Here is a 25779-nt window from a genome sequence, read left to right as displayed (position 1 = left end):
TCGGTGTGCGGACAGGGGCCCGGCAGCGACGCCTTACTCCCAGCGTACGCACCCTTCGAGGGGACGTTGGCCTGAATCGGTGCGGGCTCAACCTCGACGGCCCGAACGCCGTTTTCATGCACGGCACAGTCTAGCGTTTGCCCGCTCTGGCGGACGTTGGTGATCCGGTAGCGGTTTCCGGTCGTCAGATTGAGGCATTGGTCGCGGTAGGGGCAGTCAGCACAGCCGCTGGCTTCGCCGCGGTAGACGAACTCCGCGCCGACCTCGGCGAGGCGCGTCCCGACGAGCGTGACAGTGGTCATACCGGGCTATAGAACGCCGCCACGGTAAAGCATCATGTCCGCCCGGTCAGGTCGTCCAGTTTATCCAGATACGCCTCGCGGGGCACCTGATACAGCGAGCGGTAGTCCAGTTCGCCGTCGGCAAACCGAGTGGCCAGGTCCACAGCGCCCTCGACGGCAGCGTCGCGACGCTCGTAGGAATCGGCGTCGCGCTCGACTTCGGGCTCAAGATAAAAGGTGACGTACCAGCTTTCTCCGGTCCGGTCAGCGCCGGGGCGGCGGGTCCGTTTCCCGCGCGTGAGGTAAATAGTCGGCAGGCACGGTGCCGGGAACTGCTCCGAGTCGAATACGTCCGGGCGGTACGCGAGGATGAGCTTCTCGTCGGTCTCGTTCCACACCGTCCAGTCATCGGGGAGGCCCGACAGGTCCATACAGCCGAATCGGTGTGGACGGGCAAGAATCCGCTGGTCCGTCCCAGGCCCAGATACCGGCACTCGGTTGCACGACGGCAACAGCGATGCGCTGAGTTGCGCTGCCGTGTGTCCCGTTCTCGTTCGTCAATCAATCCGGCAACAGATTCACATCAATCCAGCGCTAAACACTGGCCGACCCACCAGAGAGAACAGTTGACAACCGACACAGTATATAAACCAATGCCAAAATAATGAGACATGGTAACATGGGTGTGCCCCGCCATCCCCGCATTCGGACGACTATCGGACCGGAATTTATCGGCGGTATGCACATAAGAGGGCAAAGTTCTTATATGAACAGAACTCGTACGGTAAATAGTATCGGAAACAGTTCGACACTGCTTCCCGTTACCACACCAGGTCGGAACAGTCCCCGTGTTCCGTCCGGCAGGTCAGCCATGGAAGGGCACACGCGTCACCCCGCAGTGAAGGGTGAACCAGCGGCTGTTTGCGGTCACATCTGCAGCGGACAGCACCGACACCGAGGAGCGACACAGCCCCGAGACCAGCCCGCGACAGTCGGTGGTCGCCTGCAGCCACGACGAACTACTGAGATAGCATGAGCAAGAACAACGAGACACTCGAAGCGCTGAGCAAGGAGTACCGTGACACGATACCGGCGGACCTCCGGAAGACGAACACGTTCGACTGGTATCTGCAACAGTTGTACGACGAGCCGAAGATCGCCCGCAACGCCCACCAGCGCGTGGCGGATATGTTCGACTACTACGGCAAAAGCTATGACGAGGAGGCCGGCGTCGTCGAATACGAACTGGCGAGTGAGGACCCGCTCCACAACGGTGAGAACACCTTCTACGGACGGGTCATCCACGAGGCGATGCACGAGTTCGTCAACAAGGTCAAATCCGGCGCTCGCGGGCTCGGCCCCGAGAAGCGTATCAAGCTTCTGCTGGGGCCGGTCGGGTCGGGGAAGTCCGACTTCGACCGGCAGGTCCGGCGCTACTTCGAGGACTACACCAGCCGGGACGAGGGCCGGATGTACACGTTCCGCTGGACGAACCTCTGTGATGTCATCCACGACCAGGACCCCGCCGACGACGTGGTCCGGTCGCCGATGAACCAGGACCCGCTCGTGCTCCTCCCACAGGCACAGCGGGACAAGGTCATCGAAGACATCAACGCTGAACTCGATGCCCCCTACACTATCCGAAACGAGCAGTCGCTGGACCCCGCCTCGGAGTTCTACATGGACCGCCTGCTGGCCGAATACGACGACGACCTCCAGGCCGTCCTCGAAAACCACGTCGAGATCGTCCGCTTTGTCGCCGACGAGAACCAACGGCGCGGCATCGAGACGTTCGAGCCCAAGGACAAGAAAAACCAGGACGAGACGGAACTAACGGGCGACGTCAACTACTCGAAAATCGCCATCTACGGCGAGAGCGACCCCAGAGCGTTCGATTACTCCGGGGCGTTCTGTAACGCCAACCGCGGCATCTTCTCCGGCGAGGAGCTGCTGAAGCTCCAGCGGGAGTTCCTCTATGACTTCCTCCATGCCAGTCAAGAACAGACAATCAAGCCAAAGAACAACCCCCGTATCGACATCGACCAGGTCATCGTCGGCCGGACGAACATGCCCGAGTACCGGGACAAGAAGGGCGACGAGAAGATGGAGGCGTTCAACGACCGGACCAAGCGCATCGACTTCCCGTACGTCCTCCAGTACGAGGCTGAGGCCAACATCTACCAGAAGATGCTGCGCAACGCCGACCTACCGGATATTCAGGTCGAGCCCCACACGCTGGAGATGGCGGGCCTGTTCGGCGTCCTCACCCGCATCGAGGAGCCCGACAACGAGTCCATCGACCTCGTGCAGAAGGCGAAAGCCTACAACGGTGAAATCGACGAGGCCGACGACGTCGACGTGAAGAAACTCCGTGAAGAGGCCGAGAAGATGGCGGACATCGGCGAGGGGATGGACGGCGTCTCCCCGCGGTTCATCGGCGACGAGATCGCCGAGGCCATCATGGACTCGATGCACCGCAGCCGCGACTTCCTCTCGCCGCTGACGACGTTCAATCACCTCGAAGGCAACCTCGAGAACCACGGCTCCATCGACGAGGAGTCGTTCAGCAAGTACTACCGCTTCCTCGAACTCGTCCGCGAGGAGTACAAGGAGCGGGCCATCGAGGACGTGCGTCATGCGCTGGCCTACGACATGGACGAGATCCAGCGCCAGGGCGAGAAGTACATGGACCACGTCATGGCCTACATCGACGACGCGACCGTCGAGGACGAACTCACCGGCCGCGAGCAAGAGCCCGACGAGCAGTTCCTGCGCTCCGTCGAGGAGAAGCTGAACCTCCCCGAGGACCGCAAGGACGACTTCCGGCAGGAAGTGTCGAACTGGGTGTCCCGTCGCGCACGCGAGGGTGACACGTTCAACCCACAGGACAACGACCGCCTGCGCCGCGCCCTCGAACGCAAGCTCTGGGAAGACAAGAAACACAACATCAACTTCTCCGCGCTGGTCTCCAGTTCGGAAATGGACGACGAGGAGCGCAACCAGTGGGTTGACGCTCTCATCGAGCAGGGTTACTCCGAGGAGGGCGCCAAGGAAGTGCTCGAGTTCGCTGGTGCGGAGGTCGCCAAAAGCGAGATGGAAGAGTAATGACAGGCCAGGAGTACATCGACCGCGCGGACGAGTCACTCGACGCCGCCTACGAGGCCCCGATGAGCCTCGCGGAGTACGTCGACACCGTCCTTGAAACGCCACAGGTCGCGGCCCACGCCTCGAAGTACCTCCTCGACGCCATCGAGGACGCAGGGACGCGGATGGTCATCGAGGAGGGCGAGGAGAAGGAGCGCTACCGCTTCTTCGACGACCCGTACAACGACGGTGAACACGCTATCCTCGGCAACACCGAGGTGCTGAACGCCTTCGTCGACGACCTCCGCTCGATTGCGGCGGGCCGCGGGAAAGACGAGAAGATCATCTGGCTGGAAGGCCCGACAGCCACGGGGAAATCCGAGCTGAAGCGCTGTCTCATCAACGGCCTGCGGGAGTACTCGAAAACACCCGAGGGCCGGCGCTACACCGTCGAATGGAACGTCGCCGGGGCCGGCAACGACGCCACCAGCATGACCTACGGGAACGCGGCCATCGAGGACGAGGACGACTGGTATGAGAGTCCCGTTCAGGCCCACCCGCTGACGGTGTTCCCCGAGGACGTACGGACAGACCTGCTCGCCGAGGTCAACGAGCGCCTCGACGACCACATCCCCATCCGCGTCGACGGCCAGCTGGACCCGTTCTCGCGGGAGGCCTACGACTTCCTCGAAGAGCAGTACCGCCGGCAGGGCGAGACGGACCTGTTCTCGGCGGTCACCCAGCCATCGCATCTCCGGGTGAAGAATTTCGTCGTGGACGTGGGCCGCGGCATCGGCATCCTCCACTCCGAAGACGAAGGAACGCCCAAAGAGCGCCTCGTCGGCTCGTGGATGCACGGGATGCTCCGCGAACTCGATTCGCGGGGCCGGAAGAACCCACAGGCGTTCAGCTACGATGGCGTCCTCTCGCAGGGCAACGGCCTGCTGACTGTCGTCGAGGACGCCGCCCAGCACGCCGACCTGCTCCAGAAGCTGCTGAACGTCCCCGACGAGTCCCACGTCAAGCTCGACAAGGGCATCGGGATGGACGTGGACACCCAGCTCGTCATCATCTCGAACCCGGATCTTGAAGCCCAGCTGAACAAGCACGCCGACCGCGAGGGGCAGGACCCGCTGAAGGCGCTGAAACGCCGGCTTGACAAACACGAGTTCACGTATCTGACGAATCTCTCACTGGAGGCCCAGCTCCTGCGCCGCGAGCTGACAAACGAGACGCAGGTCTGGGACCCCGAGACGTGGGACGAACTGGAGACGTGGATTCAGGAGCCACTGAGTATCTCGGTCCGGGATCAGGTCGAGACAGCCACCGAGAAGGAACTGGCCCCACACACCGTCGAGTCTGCGGCGCTGTACGCTGTCGTCTCGCGGCTCGATAGCGCCGAAATCCCGACCGGGCTGGACCTTGTGGACAAGGCCCTGTTGTTCGACCGGGGCTACCTGATGGAGGGTGACGAGCGCGTCGACATCGACGACTACGACCTGAAGACCACCGCCGAAGACGGCGACCACGGTATCCCGGTCACCTACGTCCGCGACATCATCGCTGACCTGCTGCACGAGCCACAGGACCGGCACCACCCCGACCTCCCGGTCGAACACGTGCTGATGCCCCGAGACGTGCTCAACGCCGTCGCTGAAGGGCTTTCGGACGCGCCTGTATTCTCGACCGGTGAGGCCACGGAGTACGAGGAACGCGTCGTGACTGTCAAGAACTACATCTTCGGCCAGCAGGAACAGGACGTGCTCGACGCGATGATGCGGGACAAGCGCGTCGACGAGGCGACCGTCGAGGAGTACATCGAGCACGTCTACGCCTGGGAATCGGACGATCAGATCGAAAACGAGCGGGGCGAACGCGTCGACCCGGACCCGCTGAAGATGAAGGTGTTCGAGATCGAGCATCTGGGCCGGTTCGACGAGAAGAACTACGACGGCAACGAGCCCGACCACGCCGTCGAGCAGTTCCGCACCGACAAGATCATTACGGCACTGAACCGCCACGCGTGGCAGCGCCGCGACGAGGAGTTCCGTGTCGGCGACGTGAACCCCAAGGAGATTCCGGTCATCAACACCGTCCTCGGGAGCTACGACTGGGACGACATCCAGCGGACCTACGAGGACTTCGAGCCCGGGCAGTGGGACAACCCGCCGTCCGGGACCGAGACGGCTCGGCTCAAGGCGAAGACGCTGGACAACATGGTCGAGATGTTCGACTACACGGCGGCGTCGGCCGAGTTGACGAGCCGACACGTCATGAGTCAGGTGAGTTATAGATGGGACTAAAAGACGACCTCGAACGGTACCGCGACGTGGGCGAGGAGCGCCGACAGGACCTCTCCGAGTTTATCCAGTACGGCGATCTGGGCCAATCTCGGGGCGACTCGGTACGCATCCCGATCAAGATCGTCGACCTTCCTGAGTTCGAGTACGACCAGCGCGATCAGGGCGGCGTCGGTCAGGGGGAAGGCGCCGAAGAGGGTGACCCAGTTGGCCAGCCACAGCCCCAGCCCGGCGACGACGGTGACGAGGACGGCGAACCCGGCGAGGAGGGCGGCGAACACGAGTACTACGAGATGGACCCCGAGGAGTTCGCCGAGGAACTCGACGAACAACTGGGGCTCGACCTCGAACCGAAGGGCAAGAAGGTCATCGAGGAGAAAGAGGGTGACTTCACGGACATCACCAGATCCGGCCCCTCCTCGACGCTTGACTTCGAGCGCCTGTTCAAGAAAGGGCTCAAGCGGAAGCTCGCGATGGACTTCGACGAGGACTACGTCCGCGAGGCGCTCAAAGTCGACGGCTGGGGGCCGGCCACGGTCTACGAGTGGACCCGCGAGCAGAACATGCCCGTCTCGAAGGCGTGGATCGACGACGCGTATGAGGAACTGCCAAGCGAGGAGACAGCCGTCTGGGACTCCATCGAAGAGATGGAAGACAACGTCGAGGAGGTCGAGACCTCCCAGCGTATCCGCCGGGAAGGAGTCAACCAGATCCCGTTCCGCCGCGAGGACGAACGCTACCGCTACCCCGAAATCGTCGAGGAGCGCGAGAAGAACGTCGTGGTCGTGAACATCCGGGACGTTTCCGGGTCGATGCGCCAGAAGAAGCGGGAACTGGTCGAACGGACCTTTACGCCGCTTGACTGGTATCTCACAGGCAAGTACGACAACGCCGAGTTCGTCTACATTGCCCACGACGCCGACGCCTGGGAAGTCGACCGCAACGAGTTCTTCGGCATCCGCTCGGGCGGGGGCACCCGTATCTCCAGCGCGTACGAACTCGCCGCCGAAGTGCTCGAAGAGGAGTACCCCTGGAGCGAGTGGAACCGCTACGTGTTCGCGGCGGGCGACAGCGAAAACTCCTCGAATGACACCGAGGAGAAGGTCATCCCGCTGATGGAACAGATTCCGGCGAACCTCCACGCCTACGTGGAGACCCAGCCGAGCGGGAACGCCATCAACGCCACCCACGCCGAGGAGGTCGAACGCAACTTCCGGGACGCCGACAACGTCGCGGTCGCGTACGTCTCCTCGCCGGAGGACGTGGTGGACGCCATCTACGACATACTCAGCACGGAGGACCAATGAACAACGATAGATTCGCGAAACAGCGCGTAGCCGATGACCTCGACGAACCCGTCGAGGAGGCTGGCAATCTCGCCAGAAAGCTCGGTCTGAAGCCGTATCCGGTGAACTACTGGATCGTCGACTACGACGAGATGAACGAACTCATCGCCTACGGCGGGTTTCAGCAGCGATACCCGCACTGGCGCTGGGGAATGCAGTACGACCGCCAGCAGAAACAGGGCCAGTTCCTCGGCGGGAAGGCCTTCGAGATCGTCAACAACGACGACCCAGCCCACGCATTCCTTCAGGAATCGAACACGCTGGCTGACCAGAAGGCCGTCATCACCCACGTCGAAGCCCACGCGGACTTCTTCGCCAACAACGAGTGGTTCCGGATGTTCACCGACGGCTCCTCCCGGACGACGACCGATGAGTCCGGCGAGGACCGCCGCCGCGGCCCTGACGCCGCCGGGATGCTCGCCCGCCACGGCGACACCATCCAGGAGTATATGCAAGACCCCGACATTGAGCGGGCCGAGGTCGAGCGGTTCATCGACCACGTCCTCTGTCTGGAGGACAACATCGACCAGCATATTCCCTACAGCCCGGTCGAGACGGTCCCCGAGGAGTTCGAGGACATTGAAGGGGCGGACGTGACCGAGCAGCTGGATGATCTTGAACTCTCCGAGGAGGTCAAACGGCAGGTGTTCGACGAGGAGTGGCTGGACGCCCAGCGCGACGACGACGAGAACGTTACGTTCCCCGCCGAACCTGACAAGGATGTTCTCGGGTTCCTCCGCAAACACGGGATGCAGTACGACGCGGACGCCGAGCGCGCTACGGAGATGGAAGATTGGCAGAAAGAACTGCTGGAACTGCTCCGCCGGGAGGCCTACTACTTCGCCCCACAGAAGATGACGAAGGTGATGAACGAGGGTTGGGCCTCCTACTGGGAATCCCTGATGATGACCGGCGAACAGTTCGCCGGCGACGACGAGTTCATCCTCTACTCCGACCACATGTCGAAGGTACTGGGGTCGGGCGGGCTGAACCCCTACAGCCTCGGGCTGGAAATCTGGGAGTACGTCGAGAACACGGAGAACCGCCGCGAGGTCATCGAGCGTCTGCTCCGGGTCAAGGGCATCACCTGGCGGAACTTCGACGACAGCGTCGATTACGAGACGCTACAGGCCCACCTGGAGCCGCCGGCGTGGCTCACCGACGTTCCGAGCCACCTCGACGACCTCGACCCCGAGGACGCCCGTGTCGACGCCGACGGACTGGCGGCGGCCCGCGACGGCGAGTTCGACGTGGAACAGTACCCCTGGAAAGTCCTGACCTACGAGGGGCTGGCCCAGCGGCACTACTCGCTGGTCAAACCCCAGTACCGCGGCTTCGTCTCCCGGGTCGGGCAGGAGGAACTGGAACGGACCGCCCGCTACATGTTTGACGATTCGCGCTACGACAGCGTTGCGGAGGCACTCTCGGACGTGGACTACACCCGCGGCTGGGAGCGGATGCGGGAAATCCGGGAGAGCCACAACGACGTGACCTTCCTCGATGAGTTCCTCACCCAGGAGTTCGTCGACGACAACGACTACTTCACCTACGAGTACACCCACGCCTCGGGCGACTACCGGGTGACCTCGACAGACCACGAGGACGTCAAGAAGAAACTGATGTTGCAGTTCACCAACTTCGGGAAGCCAACCGTCGTCGTCGAGGACGGCAACTACCAGAACCGCAACGAACTGCTGCTCGCTCATCAGTACAACGGCGTGATGCTCGACATCGAACAGGCCAAGGAAGTGCTCAAGCGCACCTTCGAACTCTGGGGCCGCCCGGTGAACCTCCTGACCATCGTCAAGGAGTTCGACGACCACGACGTGGAGGTCGCCAAGCGCCGCGACCGCGAACCCGAGCCCGAAGAAATCGGCAAGCGAATCCGCTACGACGGCGACGAGGTGACCGTCACTGACGTGGACTGGGCCGAGGTCGAACACCTCACCGCGACCGATATCGATTACAACACCAAGCCGGACGAATGGCTGGCCTGAGCGCTGTGTGGCACCCCCGATTCGAGCGGAAACCAACTCCGCCATGCCGTCGGGTATTTCTCGCAGTACCGACCCAAATCGTATGTGAAATCGGTCCTAACCCCGGAACATGAGTGGCGCGACCGTCGCCGACTGCATGACCGAACCGGTGCTGACAGTGACTGCTGACGAACCGGCGCTCGACGTTGCAGCGGCGATGGATGACCAGTCGATAAAGTCAGTCGTCATCGTCGACGAGGCGTGTCAGCCGGCGGGCATTCTCACCTCGACGGACTACGTCCGGATGACCGCCGACGGCGTCGACCCCACTGAAGCGACTGTGGGGGAGCACATGACGACCGATATCGTTACCACGTCGCCCGAGACGGCGCTTTCGGCGGTCGCAAGCATAATGTGGGACAACAATATCAGTCACGTGCCGGTCGTCGACGACGAGAACCGGGTGACGGGTATCCTCTCGGCCACGGACCTCACCGTCTATCTCGCTGACGACTGAATGAGACGGTTGGAGGAGAACCGCCGTCGCACCGGAGACGGTTGCGTGACAGTCTCTGCCAAAGATTTTTCATTGTCTGGGCTAACCCGGGGCCATGGAGCGAACGGCACACACGCCACCGGGGCTTCCGGTTGTGGGGAGCCTCCCGCGGTTAGCGCGGGACCCGCTGCGATTCCTGACCGGGATGCAAGACGCCTACGCAAACCAGTACCCGCTCGTCCGGGTCGACCCACAGGTTGGACAGTCAGTCACAGTTGTGCTCGACCCCGACATCGCCCATGAGGTCCTCGCGGACCGTGACCGGTTCCGCCGCCCAAACGTCGGGGCTCAGGAGCAACGGCGACAGGGGCTGGTATCGAGTGACGGCGCGCTCTGGGAGCAACAGCGGTCAGTGCTGGACCCGGAGTTCGTCGGCGGTCGGCTGGCGGACTACGCCGAGATTGCCGGCGACACTCTAGAGGAGACGCTGACAGCGTGGCCTGAGTCGGGGCGCGTAGACCTGTTCGAAGAGCTGTCGATACTGACGATGCGCGTCATCACACGGTCGCTGTTCAGCCAGGACACCGACCGCGAACGCGGGGAAACCGTCCATGAAGCGCTGGCCGCGCTTAATGATGAGTTCGACGCCTCTGTGTTCGATTTGGTCCTGCCCGAGCAGTTACAGTCCGGCGTCTCCGCGGAGTTCGAGGAAGCCGATGCAGTACTTGACTCTGTGGCAACGGAGTTCGTGGACTGGCATCTCAACCACGAGGACCCGCCCCGGGATGTGATTACTGCGCTTATCGACGCAAAGGCAGACCCGGACATCGAGCTCTCCGAGAACGAGCTCATCGACCAGACCGTGCTGTTCATGACTGGCGGCCAAGAGACGACAGCACTGACGATTGCCTACGCGTTCTACTGGTTGTCTCAGAACCCGGCTGCAAAGGAGCGTGTCAGAGCGGAGGCACAGGATGTGCTGGACGGGGGACAGCCGGGATGGGCCGACCTGTCCGACCTCACCTACACGGAGCGTGTTGTCAGGGAGACGCTGCGGCTGACACCAGCAGTCTGGAGCGTGTCTCGCGAGGCCCGGGAGCCGGTCACGCTTGCAGGAACCGACCTAGACGCAGGCGAGTTTGTCATGCTCCCCATATACGCTCATCACCGGGACAGTCGCGTGTGGTCGGACCCCCTGACGTTCGACCCGGACCGGTGGGCCGGTTCAGCCTCCCGTGGCGATAGCGCGTACTACCCCTTCGGCAGCGGGCCACGGGTGTGTATCGGTCGTCAGGTCGCCTTGACCGAGGCACAGTTCGCCCTTGCGCACGTGCTGCAGCACTACGACGTACAGGTGACTGCGGATGAACTTGATTTACAGCCGAGTGTGACACTACGCCCGTCGGGACCGATGGAAGCCGAGATATCAGCCATTGAGTAGCGTGGTCATGGGGTGAAAATGGCCTATCTTCACATAGGTCCGGGGAGTGGCATTCGATATGAGCGCAACTCGGTTCACCGTCGAAAGCGACACGCACACAGACGTGATTGATATCACCGACCGGGTTCGGGACGTGATTCCTGAAGACGCCGAAGGGACCTGCACCGTTTTCGTCCGTCACACCACGGCTGGCATCACCGTCAACGAGGCCGAGCCGCGATTGCTGGGTGACCTCAGCGACGCCCTCGGGGACCTTATTCCGGACAGCGGGTGGGACCACGACGAACTGGACGGCAACGCGGATTCACACGTCCGGGCGATGTTCGTCGGGCCAAGCGAGACGATTCCCGTCCGCGACGGGGACCTCGATATGGGGACGTGGCAGTCCGTGCTGTTCGTTGACTGTGACGGGCCGCGCGAACGAGCGGTTGACGTAGTCGTCACCGACTGAGTCGGAGTTCCGGTGACCGCCAGTCAGGCTGCCTCGACCTGCTGCTCGCCGTATATCTCGGCGAGTTTCTCGCGGTACGCGTTGCGGATGTTGCGTCGCTTCTTTTTCATCGACGGCGTGAGCAAGTCGTTCTCGGCGGTCCACTCCCGGGAGACGAGCGCGAACGACTTGATCCGCTCGACACGTTCGAGTTCCTCGTTGACCGCGTCGACGGCAGTCTGGACCCACGCGTGGACGCGTTCGTCATCGACCAGTGCCTCGGGGTCATCGGGAAGGTCGATACCCTCGCTGTCGGCCCACCGGTGGAGTTCCTCGAAGTTCGGGACGATTATCGCGCCGACGAACTTCTGGTCGTCGCCGACGACCATGACCTGGTCGACCCGGTCGTTCGTCGCGAACTGGTCTTCGATGGGCTGTGGCGCGACGTTTTTTCCCGTCGAAAGGACGAGCAGTTCTTTGAGGCGGTCGTGATAAATAAGGAAATCGTCGTCGGTGCGTTCGACGATATCGCCGGTGCGGAACCACTGGGTGCCGTCAATTTCCGTGAAGGCCCGCGCCGTCACATCGGGCGCGTTCCAGTACCCCTGTGTGACGTTCGGGCCATCGACGAGCAGTTCGCCCACGTCGCCGGTCACGCCGTCGAACTCGCTGGCGTCGACGACACCGGTATCGATGTGAACGTCGACAGCAGGCAACGGGGCTCCCAGGGTGCCGGGCCTGATGTCTTCCGGCGGGTTCACACTCAGAACCGGCGACGTTTCCGTGAGTCCGTATCCTTCGAGTATCGTCAGTCCCATCCCGAGGAACGTCTCACAGAGCGTTTTCGAGAGGCTGCCGCCCCCACTGACCATGAACTCGATGTTCCCGCCGAGCCGTTCTTTGACGGTGCTGTAGACGAGGCGGTCCGCAAGCGAGTGTTTCGCTGTGAGTATCGGTCCCGGATTCTCAGTGCGGGCGTACTCGCGGGCTACGTCCATCGACCAGTCGAAAATGCGCTTTTTCAGCGGGGACTCGCTGGCCTGCGTTCGCATATTGTCGAAAATGCGCTCGTACACTCTGGGGACGCTCAGCCCGGTCATCGGTTTCACAGTCTGGAGGTCATCAGCCAGTGTATCCGGACTCTCGGCGTAGCTCACAGCTGCGCCAGAGGCGTACATGAAGAAATGGCCTGCAAGGCGTTCGAACACGTGCGCCAGCGGGAGGAACGCTATCGAACGCGTGTCTGCGGTAATGGTCGGGAGGTCCGACGGCTTGTCCGGTCGTGGCCCGATTCGCTTGCGCGTCTGATTGACATTCGCCCGGAAGTTGCGGTGGGTGAGCCGGACCCCTTTCGGTTGGCCCGTCGTCCCGGAGGTGTAGATGAGGCTCGCCAGGTCGTCGGGGTCGCGTTCGTCCAGCCAGGACTGGTATGCCGTCTCGCTGAACGTTTCCTCGCCGCGCCTGTACACCGTTTTGAGCGTGTGTACGTCTTCGCGGTCCACATCGGTGTCGTCCATGACAACGATGAACGAGAGCGACAGGTCGTCCTCGATAGCCAGCACACGGTCCAGCATCGTAGCGTTCTCCACGATAACGGCGCTCGCCTCTGGGTCCGACAACAGATACTGCACCTGTTTCGACGAGGAATCCGTATACACGGTCGTCACCACCCCACCCGCAGACAGAATGGCAAAGTCACTCAGCGCCCACTCCATCCGGGTGTTGGACAGGATACCGACGCGAGCGTCCGAGCCGACACCGAGGTCACGGAATCCTGCGGCCAAGTATTTGACGAGATGATGCATCCGTTCGTAGCTGAGAGCGGCGTAGTCGCCGTCAGGAGCCGCCGGTATCACGTCGTCAGTCAGTGACCGGTCGTAGACGCCACCCTTGTACAACTGAGCTGTTGTGTCGGCGTTCCGTGCCGCGCTTGCGGCGAACATCTCGCCAAGCGTGTCGTCGCCGATGACTTCGTCAGTGTACTCTTCCTCGGCCTGACGCCAACCAGAGTGCTTGCCCGCAGTCATGTCATGGGTCGGTGTTCACCATGGGAGCCCAAATATATGCAGGATGATAACACTTTTCGGGTTTGTTAGAGTTGTTTCACCGCGGTGTCGTCGGGTACCCAGACAGCAGCTAGCAACCGATCCAGATTACGACAACTACTCGATATATATCGCCCAGACGACGGGACAGATGGTGTTACTAATTGACAATATGATAGATAAAGCAGTAAGGTGTCGTTTTTCCCCATACCATGCGTATAGACTTTCTTTAGCCGCCAAACAACAGAAATAAGAGTCATACTATCAGTTGAGTTTCGGCATTTTATATATCAATCTTACATTTTGCAGGTGTATAACAAATTCATATCAGTGTTTATAGATACAAGAGATGCACATAAATGATACACGGTACTCTCTGTCGGCTCATGTAGATCCGACCATCGAGGAACAGCTGCCTGCAGAAATAGCCGTCGCACGTACACCGGGACTTCGACATAGCCAGGAATGATACTCTCCGGAGCAATTGTTATCACTGGCCTGGTACTTGGGGTGACAGCCACGCAGTTGTGGGATCTCAGGCTGTCAGGGGTTATTGTCGTTCCCCTGTTTGCACTGTACACACTATATGACGTCTCATCCCTGCCAGTGCTGGTCGTCAGTGTCGCGGCTGCGTACTGGTGCCTTACGGTCGTTTCCGAACGGACACTGTTGTACGGTCGAAGGCTATTATATACCGCAATCTTGTTCGGCGCGGTCATTCCGTGTATTGCCGTCGCCGTACTAGCATCGTTCGGCTACTACACCAGCTCGATTGAGGTGTATGCGATCGGAAGCATTCTCCCGGGAGTCGCAGCGTATAACCTCCACCGACTTGAGTTTGAGCGACTGGTTGATGATCTCGTCGCGACTGTCGCTGCGTACATTGGCCTGCTCATACTCGGTTCTGCACTGGTCTCAGAGACCACACTGGCACTGCTCGGTACGGACGCAACGCTCCTGTTTTCGCCAGCATCTGATGTCGCACAGTTCCGGAATGTCGCTGTTGCAGGCGGTAATTTCGGGATGGTGCACAGTCCGGCAGTCGGCCTGAGCGTTCTGTTCCTGGGACTACTGGTATCGTTGTTCGTGGAGACAGTCTGGAACGTCCGGCTATACGGGATTATCGCCCTCCCGCTACTGGCACTCTTTGTTGTCGCCAAGCCTTCCGTGTTTTTGCTCTATACCGCCTTCCTGCTGGCGACGTATGCGATCATTCAGTTCATCCATCGACGGACATTGGTGTATGGGCGGGTCCTCCTTTCACTGGCAGCCGTCACTGCTGTGTTGCTGTCCGTCCCTGCCGAGATGCTCACCGCTCTTCCGGGCAATTACCTGTTGTTCACCGCGCTGATCGGCGGAATCGGTGCATACAACGTCCACCGCCTCTCTGTGACCGAACTCCGCCAGTCGACCCGGCTTTCAGCAGCCATTTTTGCCGTATTTGTGCTGCTGGTGTCAGCACTGACGGCTCCCCCATCAGTGCCCGGTGGAATGGGATCGATTGCGCTGGTGACGGTTGTAGCGCTCGTCCCCGGCGGGCTGACGGCTGCCCGGCTTGAACAGCAACGACGACTCGATAAGCGATGGCGACCAGTCAGGAGAGACTCGGTATGAATCTCAAAAAATGTATCCAGCGGCTGCGCAACGTTGCGAACCGAGGACCGTCGCACAAAGCCCGATTAGGGAACATAGACGAGAAGATCGTCGTAACCGGCACCCGCGGGAAATCCGGCGCAACGCGCTGGCTCTACGAGATTCTGTACGGTCGCGGACGAGACGCGTTCGCGAAGATTACCGGGAATCGGCCGCTCGTTCTGCATGACGGGGAATCCCACCCGATTGAGCGAGGGCGGCGAGTCACGCTGTACGAAAACGAAGCCCAGCTGCGACAGTACGCACCGGTCGAAACAGCAATCTTCGAGAATCAGGCGATTGGGGAGTACACCACGCGAACGGTCCATCAGCGGTTCACGGACCCCGATGTCATCTTTCTCACCAACATCAGGAGCGATCACCTCGACTGGCTCGGGGACACTCCCACACAGATAGCCCGGTCGTTCGCCAGAACGATTCCCGATGGTGTGACGCTCGTCGTCGGCGAACAGCGTCCGACTCTTCGCGCAGTGCTGAAGCGAGAACTGGAGGAGACTGATGTTCAGATCCGCTGGGTGCTGGTTCCGAAGGTACTACAGAATGTGCCGGGCGCAGAAACGATACTCGGTCTGAATGACGTGCTTGAAGCACTTGGCGAACAGCCGCTCTCTGACCGGCAAATAGAGGCCTATATCGATGAAATGCAGGTCAGATGGACAACACTGGCCGACGGCCGCGTCTATAATGCTGCGTCAGTCAACGACATCGATAGTACCGAAATCGTCCGCCGGGCACTCGATGATAATGATGTTGACACTATCCAGCCACTGATATACTTGCGTCCAGACCGCCGTGCCAGAACAGCGTCGTTTCTGTCCTATCTGGACGGGTTGTATTCGGATGATGTGTTCGAGGTAACGCACGCTGTTGGCCCGCACGCGGAACTGTTTGACAATCAGGCGTCGTTCCCGGTTGCGACGCACGATGCGTCGAAATCTGCAAGTGCTGTGTTAGACGCAGCACTGTCACCGGGCTGGCCGGTTTTCATCATGGGGAACACTGTCGCCGATTTCATGCGCGACCTCGAAGCCGAAATCGAGGCACGGCGGGTAGACAGTAGCCAGGGAATGCCGGAGAAATCCACGTCAGCGAACGAGAAACGAGCAATCGAACGTCCACAATAACGATTACCAATGACAGATGAGACGACCAATAACGACGGCGCACAGTCAACAAACACCCCTGCTACCACTGGCGACGACAGTAGCCAGTCGGCCACCGAGGCAGAAACAACAGCTGAGGACACAGCGGCAGACGTAAGCGCGAAAACCAGTGGCATCCGCCGACGGGCGGTAATCGCTGGGACGCTCGGCTCTCCCGCTCTGTTCGGGGCCGGCTTTGCTGCCGTAGATTCATTCGGCATCCCGAGTATGCCGAGTCTCATCGGTGTCGGGGCTGCCAGTCCGTTAGAGCAGGCAAGAAACGGCACTGGGACGGCTGGTCAGATGGACAGTGCGACCGTCACGGTCGACGAACAGGCGGCACAGAATCTCCCAACGAACCGCTACAGACAACTTCACATTGCGGAGCCGGTCCGCAATATGCTCGACCGCGACCGTGGCGATCAAGTGCGTGTTACTCGCGGAAACGACGCCGCAGTCTATACGATCAGTGAAACTATCAGTGGAGACGCAAGTACCGTTCGGACCTCAGCAGAGGGCAAATGCCGCGTTTCCTTCTACGAGGACGGGAGCTTCTCTGACGAACGGCGATGGGGTTCCCTGCGCGGAGATGATAACTGTAGCCTCGCCGGCGAAGCGTTTGACGTCGAGATTGATCCGCGAGTCCCTGCTGCAGACCTGAGCCCCAGTGAAGCAAAGGAACGCGGTGAACTCATCGAAACGCTCAATATGGGTGGGAGTGAGTACGCCGTCCTGGCACCGCACGGCGGACAGATACAGCCGTTCACCGGCGGGCAGGTCACACGTCTCCGTTCGGAATTCTCTGATGCCAGTGTCACGTCCTGGAAGCTTCAGGGATACGGGTCGGACACGAGTTTCTACCGGTGGTACGTCCCATCGGCAGAGCTCTCGACTATCTGCTATCCGCGTCTCGCGGAATTGTCCGAGCAAACATACGACTACGCAGTCAGTTTCAACGGTATCAACGAGAAAACGATCTATGTCGGTGGCGCTGCACCCGAAGACATCCGACAGTCGGTTGCCGATTCGATTGACAGTGCGCTGCCACACGACGGGTCGCCGGTCAAACTGGGTGAGAGTCACTACGCAGCAGACAGCCCACAGACGCTAGTCAATCGGGTTACTGAGAGCCAATCGAACGGGATCTGGATCGGACAGCCCATCGCCGACAGGCGAAAGTACAGTGACTTGATCGCTGCTGCTGTCGGATCGGCGCTGTTCGACGGCTGAAGACGAAACCGCGCTCGGATCCAATCGCTCCGCCATAGTTTCTGAAGACGGGAGCTAAGCGGTTGGCTGGGCCCGCGCTGTCTCCTACAACACTTCAAATACATCGGCAACTGCGTCAGCAACGGTGTTTCTTGGTTCGTCTCTGACCGCCCACGGTTGCTCAATCTGGACGCCGTCGCTCCCGGATGCGGTGATCCAGTTGACGATGTTCTCCGGCGAATCGCCGGCCCGTGAGCCATCAGTAGCAAGGCGAACGTCACAGTCGACAACCTCGGAGATGGCGTCGCGAACGTCTCTACGGAGCCAGGTGGGTGCAGCGCCGCCAATACCCACGTGAGACTCTGACCAGCCATGGAAGGCGACGGCGTGGTCGAACTCCCGATCAGAGATATCTTGTAAGGCCGGGAACGAGTCCGGGTGGATAGCTGTCGAGGTAATGTGCCACCGACGGAACGCGCCGCCGCCGGGCGACCATCCCGAACTACACCATTTGGTTGCGTCCAGTTGGGCTGTCATGCGTTCCGCCTGCGTGTCAGTTCCCCACTCAATGTATCCACCGTGTGGCGCAAGGACTGCCAGTTCAGACTGCTCCGACTCAGTTGCCCGTTCTATAAACCCACCTTCTGCTTTGGCTTGCTCTTCGTCCAGATTCGAATCAATAACGTCTGCGCTAACAGCAACGCGGAACGACCCGCTTTTCGCTCGCAGACGCTCTCTCCCATTGTCGTTGATGTATCCGAACGTATCGTCCGAGAGAGCAACAGTGAATACTGCGGCCTCGCCGTCGTACACGAGTCGAACCTGCTGGTCCGCCTGAACACCGAGAGCGTCCATCATCGACTGTGGAAGCCGGCACCGCTCCGCAGAGCCGATATCGTCGGTCTCTCTCATCTGCACAGTCGTATTATTACGGCCGGAGCCGCGGCCTGGATTTCCACTCACAGCAGTTGCACCGAGTGTAAGAATGGTACTGCCAGCACTTGAGAGAACAGTTCGTCTTGTGATTCGATCCATCACGTCTCAACAATATAATCTGTTTTATACGCATTGTGGCCAGATTATCTGCTCTGAGAATCCTGCGGAACCGTCATTACAGTACCATTTTTATCAGAGCGTCCCGTGTTCTTTACATGGTAATTTCATCTGAGCCGGTCTGGGGAAACGCGATGGACGACTTCGTACAGGAGTATCAGAACGCGATTGTCTATGCTGATAAAGAACAAGAGACAGTCCTCCACGAAGGTGAGGTCCGTATTCTTGCAAACGGATGGGTCAAACTCCCTACAGAGAGACTACTCTCCCCCGATGCAGTGCATCACATCGATACCGGAACTGTGTAGGCACGTATGAATCATTGACACACATCTGTGGTCTGTCAAAGACGCACCGAGGGACGCAAACTGGAACAGGTACCCGGGCCTGAACCGGCAGGGAATACAGACGCGTTACTGCCACTCTAGCCGGCAGTCCTCGTTGCAAAAGTGGGCTGTTTCGACGGTGCTGTCCTCGATCCATGTAATGACGCGGTGGGTCACTTCGTTAGCGATAGCGTCACCGCAGGTAGCACACTCCGGTGCCTCGTCCTCGTCGATATCTTCGTGGTGATCCGATGTCGGGTCGACCATCTTAGTTGGGAATGTCTTTCACGACACTTAATCCCACATACTTGCACTGAACGTCACGAACATACACGAATGACGAATCAGAAACAAAAGGACACCTGCGTGGAGTCATCGTACACAGATGCTCGCTGCGAGGTCCTCGCTATCGGTCCCGAGTGACGGATTCGCCGGGTGTCGTCGTCGCGCCCGATGAGAGGACAACGCCGGCGTTCAGACTGGTGTTGATGGCCGTCTTTGCGCCGTCGCCCGCGACGACACCGAACTTCCGCCGGCCCGTCGAGACGCGGTCGCCTTTCACCGTCATTCGGACCGGGTCGCCGTCGTGGCGAAGGTTCGCCACCTGCGTTCCAGCGCCGAAGTTGACCTCGCGACCGATGACGCTGTCACCCACGTAGGAGACGTGGGGAACGTTCGAATCAGCCATCAAAACCGTGTTCTTGAGTTCGACCCCGTGGCCGACGTGGGTATCTTCACCCAGAAGGGTCGCCCCACGAATGTAGGCGTTCGGCCCGACGTGAGCGCCAGAGCGGACCAGCGCTGGCCCCTCGATGACGACGCCGGGTTCGATGACTGCACCCGCCTCGACGACGACTTCGCCGCGCAGGTCCGCATCGCCTCGCACCTCGCCGTCGAGTCGCCGGTCCAGTTGTCCCAGTTTCCACTCGTTGGCCTCCAGTAGCTCCCAGGGCCGGCCCACGTCCAGCCAGCGGTCGACCTCGACGGCGGTGACTGTCGACTCCTCGATGACTCTCGCAAGGACATCCGTGATTTCGCGCTCCCCGCGGTCGCTGAGGGGCACGTCCAGCCAGTCCCGTGCCTCGGCCGGGAAGACGTACGCGCCGGCGTTCGCCAGGTCCGTCGGCGGGTCGTCCGACTTCTCGACGATGCCGGTGATGGTGTCGCCCTCAGTTGATAGGACGCCGTAGCTTGTCGGGTCGTCAACGCGGTAGGCGGCGACCGACGGCGCGGCGTCAAAGAGGCCGCTGAGACTCTCGGCGTCGTAGAGATTGTCGCCGTTGAGGACTGCGAAGGGACCCTCAAGATGTTCCTTTGCGGCGGCCACCGCATCGGCGGTCCCCAGTTGTTCCTCCTGGACGGCAAAGCTGACCGGGACGCCGCCGTACTCATCGCCGAAGTACGAGCGGACTGCCTCGGCCTCATAGCCAACGACGAAGATGAGTTCGTCGGCCCCCGCCTGAATCGCGGTGTCTGCGGTGTGTGCCACCAGCGGCCGGTCAGCGACCGGAAGCATCGGCTTCGGTGTGTGGTCCGTCAACGGCCGCATACGCGTCCCCTGCCCCGCCGCGAGTACGACAGCTTGCATGGTCTGCCCGTCGCCCGGCCCCGAAAAATACCTACCGCTGTTGACTCGTTCGAGAAGCGGGAGACATAGAAGTCACAGTAGTGTAATCGTGAGGGGCCCTACACCTATTCTACGGCCTCGAACGTCCACTCCGCTCCGAAAGGTGTCGTCCGGTAGTCCCACCGTCTGTCCGAATCCGGCTCCGTCACCAGTTCGATGGTTCTAGTTTCTCCAGCGGGAATCCGCTGTGTGAAAGGGCCATCGGCGTCAATGTACCACGTATCGGCGGAATAGCTGGCAAATAAGCCTGACTGTTCGGGTGTTTTGAACTCGAAGATAGATTTGAACATTCCGGCGCTGTCACCCACATTTTCGACCTCCATCGCAACTGTTGCTTCATCACCTGTAACATCCTCCGGTGGCACATCGATATTCGCCAGTTCGAACTCGGGGAAGCCACCGGGAGACTGTAGCGGGATTTCGATATCAGCGACCGCACTCCCCTCAGCGAGGTTTATGCCGAATGTGAGGTCGTCAATCTGAGCCTTCGGGACAGCGTAAATCAGGTGGCCGCTGTAGGTCTGTCCCGGGTTGATGTTCTCCCCGGCTGCATTCGTTCCGTCACGACCTGCGGCCGACTCGCTCACGAAGCTCGATTCGGGAACAACAAAGTCGTCTTTTGACACTGTCTTTGCCTCACCCGTTCCATTCTCGAACGTAACGCTCAGAATCAGCAGGATATTATCTGAGACCGTTTCGCGGATAGCATGTGCAGTGTTGTCGCCTATGGTCCGTTCGCCAGGAGACAACTCGTAGGCTATCATCTGTTCATAGGTCATATCGGACACTGTGGCCTGAACCCCACTCGCAAGCTCAATGGTTTCCCCAGTGCTCCCCTGCTTCGGGAGGACCGACACGGTTGACGTGACTGTACCGTCGACAGCGTAGAAGTCCGAAGACGTTTCAAACGCCCATGCACCGGCGTAGTTGGCGTCAACACGATAGCTATGCGAGACTTCTTCGCCGGATTTCAGGCCATCAGCGTTGACGGTAACTGTCTGTGGCTCAGTGGCACCCGACTCTGAATGGACGAACTCGATGGTCGCATCCCCGGAGATCGGCTCGCCACCGACGTTGACAGCAGTCACGTCACCCTTGATGGTGTCACCGAACGCGACCTCTTTTGGCCCACTCACTGAGAGCAATTTCAGTCGCGCCGGTGCTTCCTGGTCTACTTCATACGTGGGTTCGGGCGTTGATGTTGACTCGTTTCCGTCTCCCCCGTCGCTACCACTGCATCCGGCAAGGCTGAGTGCAGCCATGCTGCTTCCAATCGTACCGATGTATGTTCGTCGGTCCATGTACTACTGGGATTATATACATATACAAATATGTTTTCTTTTAGTTATTTATTTGTTAAATATGAATGTATAACAGCTTATCATCCAAAATAAAATCTTGTAGATTTATTTGAGCCAATCGACTGTCAGGATAGCGGATACCACTGGTTTGCCTACCGTCAGCGTCTCCGACGGGCACGACAAGGGGGTCCGACCAACGTCCTGAGACAGCGACGGACCAGCGGCGAGTGACAAGCGTCCCGGCCCGCCGGAAGGTGACGCAGTTCGGTGGATATACCAGACGAACGGCCCACTGGCGGGGCAGTGGGGTCATTGCGGGACGAATCGGCCGATCGTGCGGGATGGGATAGTGTGCGTTTCTGGTGGCGAGACGACGGTCCATGCCGTTGACCGAATTGCCGGAGAGCGCGTCTGGAGCTGCTTGTTCGGACGGTCGCTACGGGAGATTCAGACGACAGCTGACACAGTTGTCTGCTGGACCCGGAGCGATGACGCGACCGGTGTGCACGCGCTTTCTTTCGGCGGCGACCCGATATGGAGCGGCATCAGTCGGGGAACAACGACCCCCCTAACGGTCACAGATTCCAGGACGTATCTCGGGACACAAACCAGGTACACCGTGCAGCTCGGAGGCTGAAAGCGCGAGTGCGCACCACACCTGTTCAGCGGGGTGCTGCACCGAACGGCTGATGCAGCAGTTGCTTGCGAACTTGTTTGCGACAGTAATGTGCTCGGTCAGGGATTTGAACCCTGGTCCTCGGCTCGAAAGGCCAAGATGATTGGCCGGACTACACCAACCGAGCGTACTCAAACGTTCCGGGTGGACCAATTTAACCCCATCGAAATCAACGCTACCTGAGGATGCGTACCACAGGCGTGCGGGTATCGTAAACAGACCGCCCCCGAAACGTATCCAGCAAAAAGATGCGACGGTGTTGCTCGGCGGACGTCTGTCTGGTATTACTTCCCTTCGAAGTCCGGCTCTCCGTCGCCCATGAACGCGTTGATGCCCTCCATCACGTCGTCGGTCCCGATGAGGTGGCCGAAGGCCTGTGATTCGACTTCGAGGCCAGCATCAATGTCGTCGCGGCCGGCGAGCATGGCGCGCTTGGTGAGTTTCTGTGCGACCGGCGGGCCGGCGGCCATGTCTTTGGCCATCTCCAGCGCCCGCTCGTGCAGAGCGTCGTTGTCGACAACCTCGTTGATGAAGCCGTATTCGGCCATCTCGTCGGCGTCGTAACGGTCGCCGGTGAAGATAATCTCCTTGGCGCGGCCTTCGCCGACGATGCGAGCGAGGCGTTGCGTGCCGCCCCAGCCCGGCAGTAGGCCGAGGTTGTGTTCTGGCTGGCCCAGTTCGGAGCGTTCCGAGGCCACGCGGAGGTCGGCACAGGTCGCCAGTTCCATCCCGCCGCCCAGCGCGTAGCCGTCGATTCCGGCGACGACTGGCATCGAGCATTCCTCAAGCTTGCCGAAGGTTTGCTGGCCCTTGCGGGAGAGTTCAATAGCGTCCAGCGGCGTCGCGTTCGAGGCCATCGCCTGCACGTCGGCCCCGGCGGAGAACGCCTTGTCGCCGGCTCCGGTCAGCAGGATGGCACGCACCTCGTCGTCATCTTCGAGCAGGTCGACGGCGTCGGCAAGGTCGTCCATCAGGTCCGGGCTGACGGTGTTCATCCGGTGCGGACGGTCGAGTTCGATGTGACCGACCATGTCACCGGGATATTCGACGGTGACGTTGTCGAACTCCGCCGGCGCATCGTCGTCGCTGCCGTAGAAGCCGCCCGACTCGGCGGCCTCTCGGAGGCCGTCAGCGACGGCGTAGCGCTCCGCGCCGGTCTCCTCGTGGGTTTCCTCGAGTGTGTCGATAAGCGTCTCCAGACCGGTCTTGTCGGCGATTTTTGCGGGACCGTCCGGGAAGCCGCCGCCGAGCTGGACAGCCTGGTCAATGTCTGCAACGGGAGCGACGTCGTTCTCGACGAGTTTCCCGACCTCGTTTGCCATCACGGCGACGAGGCGGTGCTCGACATCTTCGCGGCCGGCATCCGTCGGAATGTCGACGCCGCCGTTCTCATAGTCGTAGAAGCCCTTCCCGGTCTTCTTCCCGAGTTCCTCGTTCTCGACCTTCTCTTCGAGCAGCGGACACGGGGCGTACGGCTCGCCGAGGACCTCGTGCATGTACTCAAGCACGTGCAGCCCCACGTCGTTGCCGACCTGGTCCGAGAGTTCGAACGACCCCATCGGCAGGCCCATGTCGAACTTCGTCGTCGAGTCGACCTCGGCGATGGTCGCCGCGTCGTCGTGGACGAGCCACGCGGCCTCGTTCATCAGCGGGACGAGGATGCGGTTGACGATGAATCCCGGCGAGTCCTTGCGGACGCGGACCGGTGTTTTGCCGAAGTCTTCGGCAAGCGCCTCGATGGCTTCCAGCGTGTCGTCGCCCGAGTGTGCGCCGGAGATGACCTCGACCAGTTGCATCCGCACCGGCGGATTGAAGAAGTGCATCCCACAGAACTGCTCGGGCCGCTCGGTCACTTCCGACAACTCCGTGATGGAGAGGCTGGATGTATTGGTGGCGAAGATGGCGTCTTCGGGCGCGTGTTCTTCGACCTCTGTGTACACGTCCTTCTTGATCTCCATTTTCTCCGGCACGGCTTCGATGACCACGTCGACGTCGCTGACTGCTTCCTCGACATCGACCAGCGGCGTGACGCGGTCAAGCGCCGCATCGGCTTCCTCCTGGGTGAGCTGGTCTCTCTCGGCCAGCTTGTTCAGCGACCACTCGATGTTGTCGTAGCCGTCCTCGACGAACTCGTCTTTGATGTCTCGCATCCGCACGTCGTAGCCTGCGAGCGCGGCCACTTCGGTGATTCCATGGCCCATATTCCCGGCACCGAGCACGGCGATAGTGTCAATATCCTCGAAATCCATGACATATCGTTCCACTGCCGGCCGAGGCTTCAACGTTTCTCTCATTAGAAAACCACTCTCCAGTTTATTTCGGATTACAAACCATTAATGCATATCACGTCAACACACCACATATGGACTTCGGACTGACAGAAGAGCAGCGACAGATACAGGACGAGATAGCCCGGTTCGCGGAAAATGAAATCAAACCCGTCGCGACCGAGTACGACACTGAAGAGAAGTTCCCCCGAGAAATCGTCGAAAAAGCCGCTGAGATGGGGTTAACCGGGGCGAACATCCCGATAGAGTATGGTGGCGCAGGCTACGATACGCTGATGAACGCCATCATCGCCGAGGAACTGTTCGCGGCCGATCCCGGTATCGGTCTGAGCATCCAGTCGGCCGCGTTCGGTGCTGACGCCCTCATCGGGTTTGGCTCAGAGGCCCAGAAGGAGGAGTACTTGGAGCCCGTTGCCACGGGCGACGCCATCATGGGCGCGGCCATCTCCGAACCCGACACCGGCTCGGACGTGTCGTCGGTGTCGACGCAGGCGCGAAAGGACGGCGACGAGTGGGTCATCAACGGCAACAAGATGTGGATCACTAACGGCTCGGTCGGCGACTACTTCGTCGTGCTCTGTGAGACTGACCCGGACGCGGAGGGGCGGTACAACGGCTTCTCGCAGATTCTCATTGAGTCCGACCGCGACGGGTTCGAAGCCGAGAAGATTACGGGGAAACTGGGTATCCGTGCGTCGGATACCGCAGAACTCATTCTCAACGATGTACGCGTCCCCGAAGACAACCTTGTGGGAACGCGCGGGGCCGGCTTCCTCCAGATAATGCAGTTCTTCGACGAGACCCGGACCGGCGTGGCCGCACAGGGCGTCGGTATCGCTCGCGGGGCCGCCGAGCGCGCGCTGGAGTACGCCCAAGACCGCGAGCAGTTCGGCCAGTCCATCTCAGAGTTCCAGGCCACCCAGCACAAACTCGCCGAGATGTTCACCGAAATCGAGGCGGCACGCCAGCTAACTCACAAGTCCGCCTGGAGCGTCGACAACGACGCCGACAAGCTCACCCAGCTGGCCTCAATGGCCAAAGAAAAGGCCTCCCGCGTCGCCGTCGAAACAGCCGACGAGGCCGTCCAGATCCACGGCGGCGCTGG

The 25779-nt window shown here is 60.5% G+C and carries 20 protein-coding genes and 1 tRNA gene; 12 read left to right on the top strand and 9 right to left on the bottom strand.

Annotated elements, in window-relative coordinates; all coding sequences use genetic code 11:
• Together G9463_RS18540 and G9463_RS18535 are read right to left on the bottom strand one after the other, a co-directional pair.
• Positions 1-302 (bottom strand): UPF0179 family protein (locus G9463_RS18540; RefSeq protein WP_165897492.1); only part of this gene is annotated, 302 nt, incomplete at its 3' end.
• 32 nt (positions 303-334) lie between these two features.
• Positions 335-712: a DUF5820 family protein gene (locus G9463_RS18535; RefSeq protein WP_165897491.1), complete on the bottom strand. Its 378-nt coding sequence runs from the start codon at positions 710-712 to the stop codon at positions 335-337.
• A gap of 601 nt (positions 713-1313) precedes the next feature.
• Between G9463_RS18535 and G9463_RS18530 the strand changes: the two genes are divergently transcribed.
• The 7 genes from G9463_RS18530 to G9463_RS18500 all read left to right on the top strand — a co-directional run bounded on the left by G9463_RS18530 (position 1314) and on the right by G9463_RS18500 (position 11375).
• Positions 1314-3386, top strand: coding sequence for a PrkA family serine protein kinase (locus G9463_RS18530; protein ID WP_165897490.1), 2073 nt, complete (start codon positions 1314-1316; stop codon positions 3384-3386).
• Positions 3386-5668 carry a PrkA family serine protein kinase gene (locus tag G9463_RS18525; protein WP_165897489.1) on the top strand — a complete coding sequence of 761 codons (2283 nt, stop codon included), beginning with the start codon at positions 3386-3388 and terminating at the stop codon, positions 5666-5668. Before G9463_RS18530 ends, G9463_RS18525 begins: the two co-directional genes overlap by 1 nt.
• Entirely contained in the window at positions 5659-6972 is a 1314-nt protein-coding gene (locus G9463_RS18520; RefSeq protein WP_004961042.1) for a YeaH/YhbH family protein, read from the top strand. The genes G9463_RS18525 and G9463_RS18520 overlap by 10 nt, the downstream gene beginning before the upstream one ends.
• Positions 6969-9008, top strand: a complete 2040-nt coding sequence (locus tag G9463_RS18515) for a SpoVR family protein (RefSeq protein WP_165897488.1) — start codon at positions 6969-6971, stop codon at positions 9006-9008. The genes G9463_RS18520 and G9463_RS18515 overlap by 4 nt, the downstream gene beginning before the upstream one ends.
• 109 nt (positions 9009-9117) lie before the next feature.
• Positions 9118-9504: a CBS domain-containing protein gene (locus G9463_RS18510; protein ID WP_165897487.1), complete on the top strand. Its 387-nt coding sequence runs from the start codon at positions 9118-9120 to the stop codon at positions 9502-9504.
• A 94-nt stretch (positions 9505-9598) separates the two neighbouring features.
• Entirely contained in the window at positions 9599-10924 is a 1326-nt protein-coding gene (locus tag G9463_RS18505) for a cytochrome P450 (protein WP_121303162.1), read from the top strand.
• Positions 10925-10982: 58 nt separating this feature from the next.
• Entirely contained in the window at positions 10983-11375 is a 393-nt protein-coding gene (locus tag G9463_RS18500; RefSeq protein WP_049919161.1) for a secondary thiamine-phosphate synthase enzyme YjbQ, read from the top strand.
• Between the two features lie 23 nt (positions 11376-11398).
• Here G9463_RS18500 and G9463_RS18495 read toward each other — a convergent pair whose 3' ends face one another.
• On the bottom strand, positions 11399-13381 hold the full coding sequence (locus tag G9463_RS18495) for a long-chain fatty acid--CoA ligase (RefSeq protein WP_165897486.1): 1983 nt from the start codon (positions 13379-13381) through the stop codon (positions 11399-11401).
• Positions 13382-13864: 483 nt separating this feature from the next.
• On the opposite strand from G9463_RS18495, the gene G9463_RS18490 reads away from it, so the two are divergent.
• The 3 genes from G9463_RS18490 to G9463_RS18480 are packed head-to-tail and all read left to right on the top strand — an operon-like array spanning position 13865 to position 17424.
• Positions 13865-15013: a poly-gamma-glutamate biosynthesis protein PgsC/CapC gene (locus tag G9463_RS18490; protein WP_165897485.1), complete on the top strand. Its 1149-nt coding sequence runs from the start codon at positions 13865-13867 to the stop codon at positions 15011-15013.
• Positions 15010-16176, top strand: coding sequence for a Mur ligase family protein (locus G9463_RS18485; RefSeq protein ID WP_240150079.1), 1167 nt, complete (start codon positions 15010-15012; stop codon positions 16174-16176). Before G9463_RS18490 ends, G9463_RS18485 begins: the two co-directional genes overlap by 4 nt.
• A 9-nt stretch (positions 16177-16185) precedes the next feature.
• The gene (locus G9463_RS18480) at positions 16186-17424 is read left to right on the top strand and encodes a poly-gamma-glutamate hydrolase family protein (protein ID WP_165897483.1); all 1239 of its coding nucleotides are present in this window, start codon (positions 16186-16188) and stop codon (positions 17422-17424) included.
• An 84-nt stretch (positions 17425-17508) separates the two neighbouring features.
• Here the strand turns inward: G9463_RS18480 and G9463_RS18475 are convergent, their stop codons facing one another.
• On the bottom strand, positions 17509-18315 hold the full coding sequence (locus G9463_RS18475; RefSeq protein WP_240150078.1) for a poly-gamma-glutamate hydrolase family protein: 807 nt from the start codon (positions 18313-18315) through the stop codon (positions 17509-17511).
• Between the two features lie 239 nt (positions 18316-18554).
• Between G9463_RS18475 and G9463_RS18470 the strand changes: the two genes are divergently transcribed.
• Entirely contained in the window at positions 18555-18764 is a 210-nt protein-coding gene (locus G9463_RS18470; protein ID WP_165897481.1) for a hypothetical protein, read from the top strand.
• 105 nt (positions 18765-18869) lie between these two features.
• On the opposite strand, the gene G9463_RS18465 is transcribed toward G9463_RS18470, so the two are convergent.
• The 5 genes from G9463_RS18465 to G9463_RS18445 all read right to left on the bottom strand — a co-directional run bounded on the left by G9463_RS18465 (position 18870) and on the right by G9463_RS18445 (position 24635).
• Positions 18870-19049, bottom strand: coding sequence for a hypothetical protein (locus tag G9463_RS18465; protein ID WP_004961027.1), 180 nt, complete (start codon positions 19047-19049; stop codon positions 18870-18872).
• 139 nt (positions 19050-19188) lie between these two features.
• Positions 19189-20370, bottom strand: coding sequence for a bifunctional sugar-1-phosphate nucleotidylyltransferase/acetyltransferase (gene glmU, locus G9463_RS18460; RefSeq protein WP_165897480.1), 1182 nt, complete (start codon positions 20368-20370; stop codon positions 19189-19191).
• Between the two features lie 104 nt (positions 20371-20474).
• Positions 20475-21710, bottom strand: coding sequence for a DUF4352 domain-containing protein (locus tag G9463_RS18455; RefSeq protein WP_165897479.1), 1236 nt, complete (start codon positions 21708-21710; stop codon positions 20475-20477).
• 728 nt (positions 21711-22438) lie between these two features.
• Positions 22439-22513 (bottom strand) — tRNA-Glu (locus tag G9463_RS18450).
• A gap of 157 nt (positions 22514-22670) precedes the next feature.
• Positions 22671-24635 carry a 3-hydroxyacyl-CoA dehydrogenase/enoyl-CoA hydratase family protein gene (locus G9463_RS18445; protein WP_165897478.1) on the bottom strand — a complete coding sequence of 655 codons (1965 nt, stop codon included), beginning with the start codon at positions 24633-24635 and terminating at the stop codon, positions 22671-22673.
• Positions 24636-24748: 113 nt separating this feature from the next.
• On the opposite strand from G9463_RS18445, the gene G9463_RS18440 reads away from it, so the two are divergent.
• On the top strand, positions 24749-25779 hold a 1031-nt coding region (locus G9463_RS18440; protein ID WP_165897477.1), incomplete at its 3' end, for an acyl-CoA dehydrogenase family protein.

It is taken from the genome of Haloarcula sp. JP-Z28, assembly GCF_011440255.1.
In the GTDB taxonomy this organism is placed as follows: domain Archaea; phylum Halobacteriota; class Halobacteria; order Halobacteriales; family Haloarculaceae; genus Haloarcula; species Haloarcula marismortui.
Note: the sequence above shows the minus strand (reverse complement) of the source record. Positions and strands in the feature narration are given on the sequence as shown.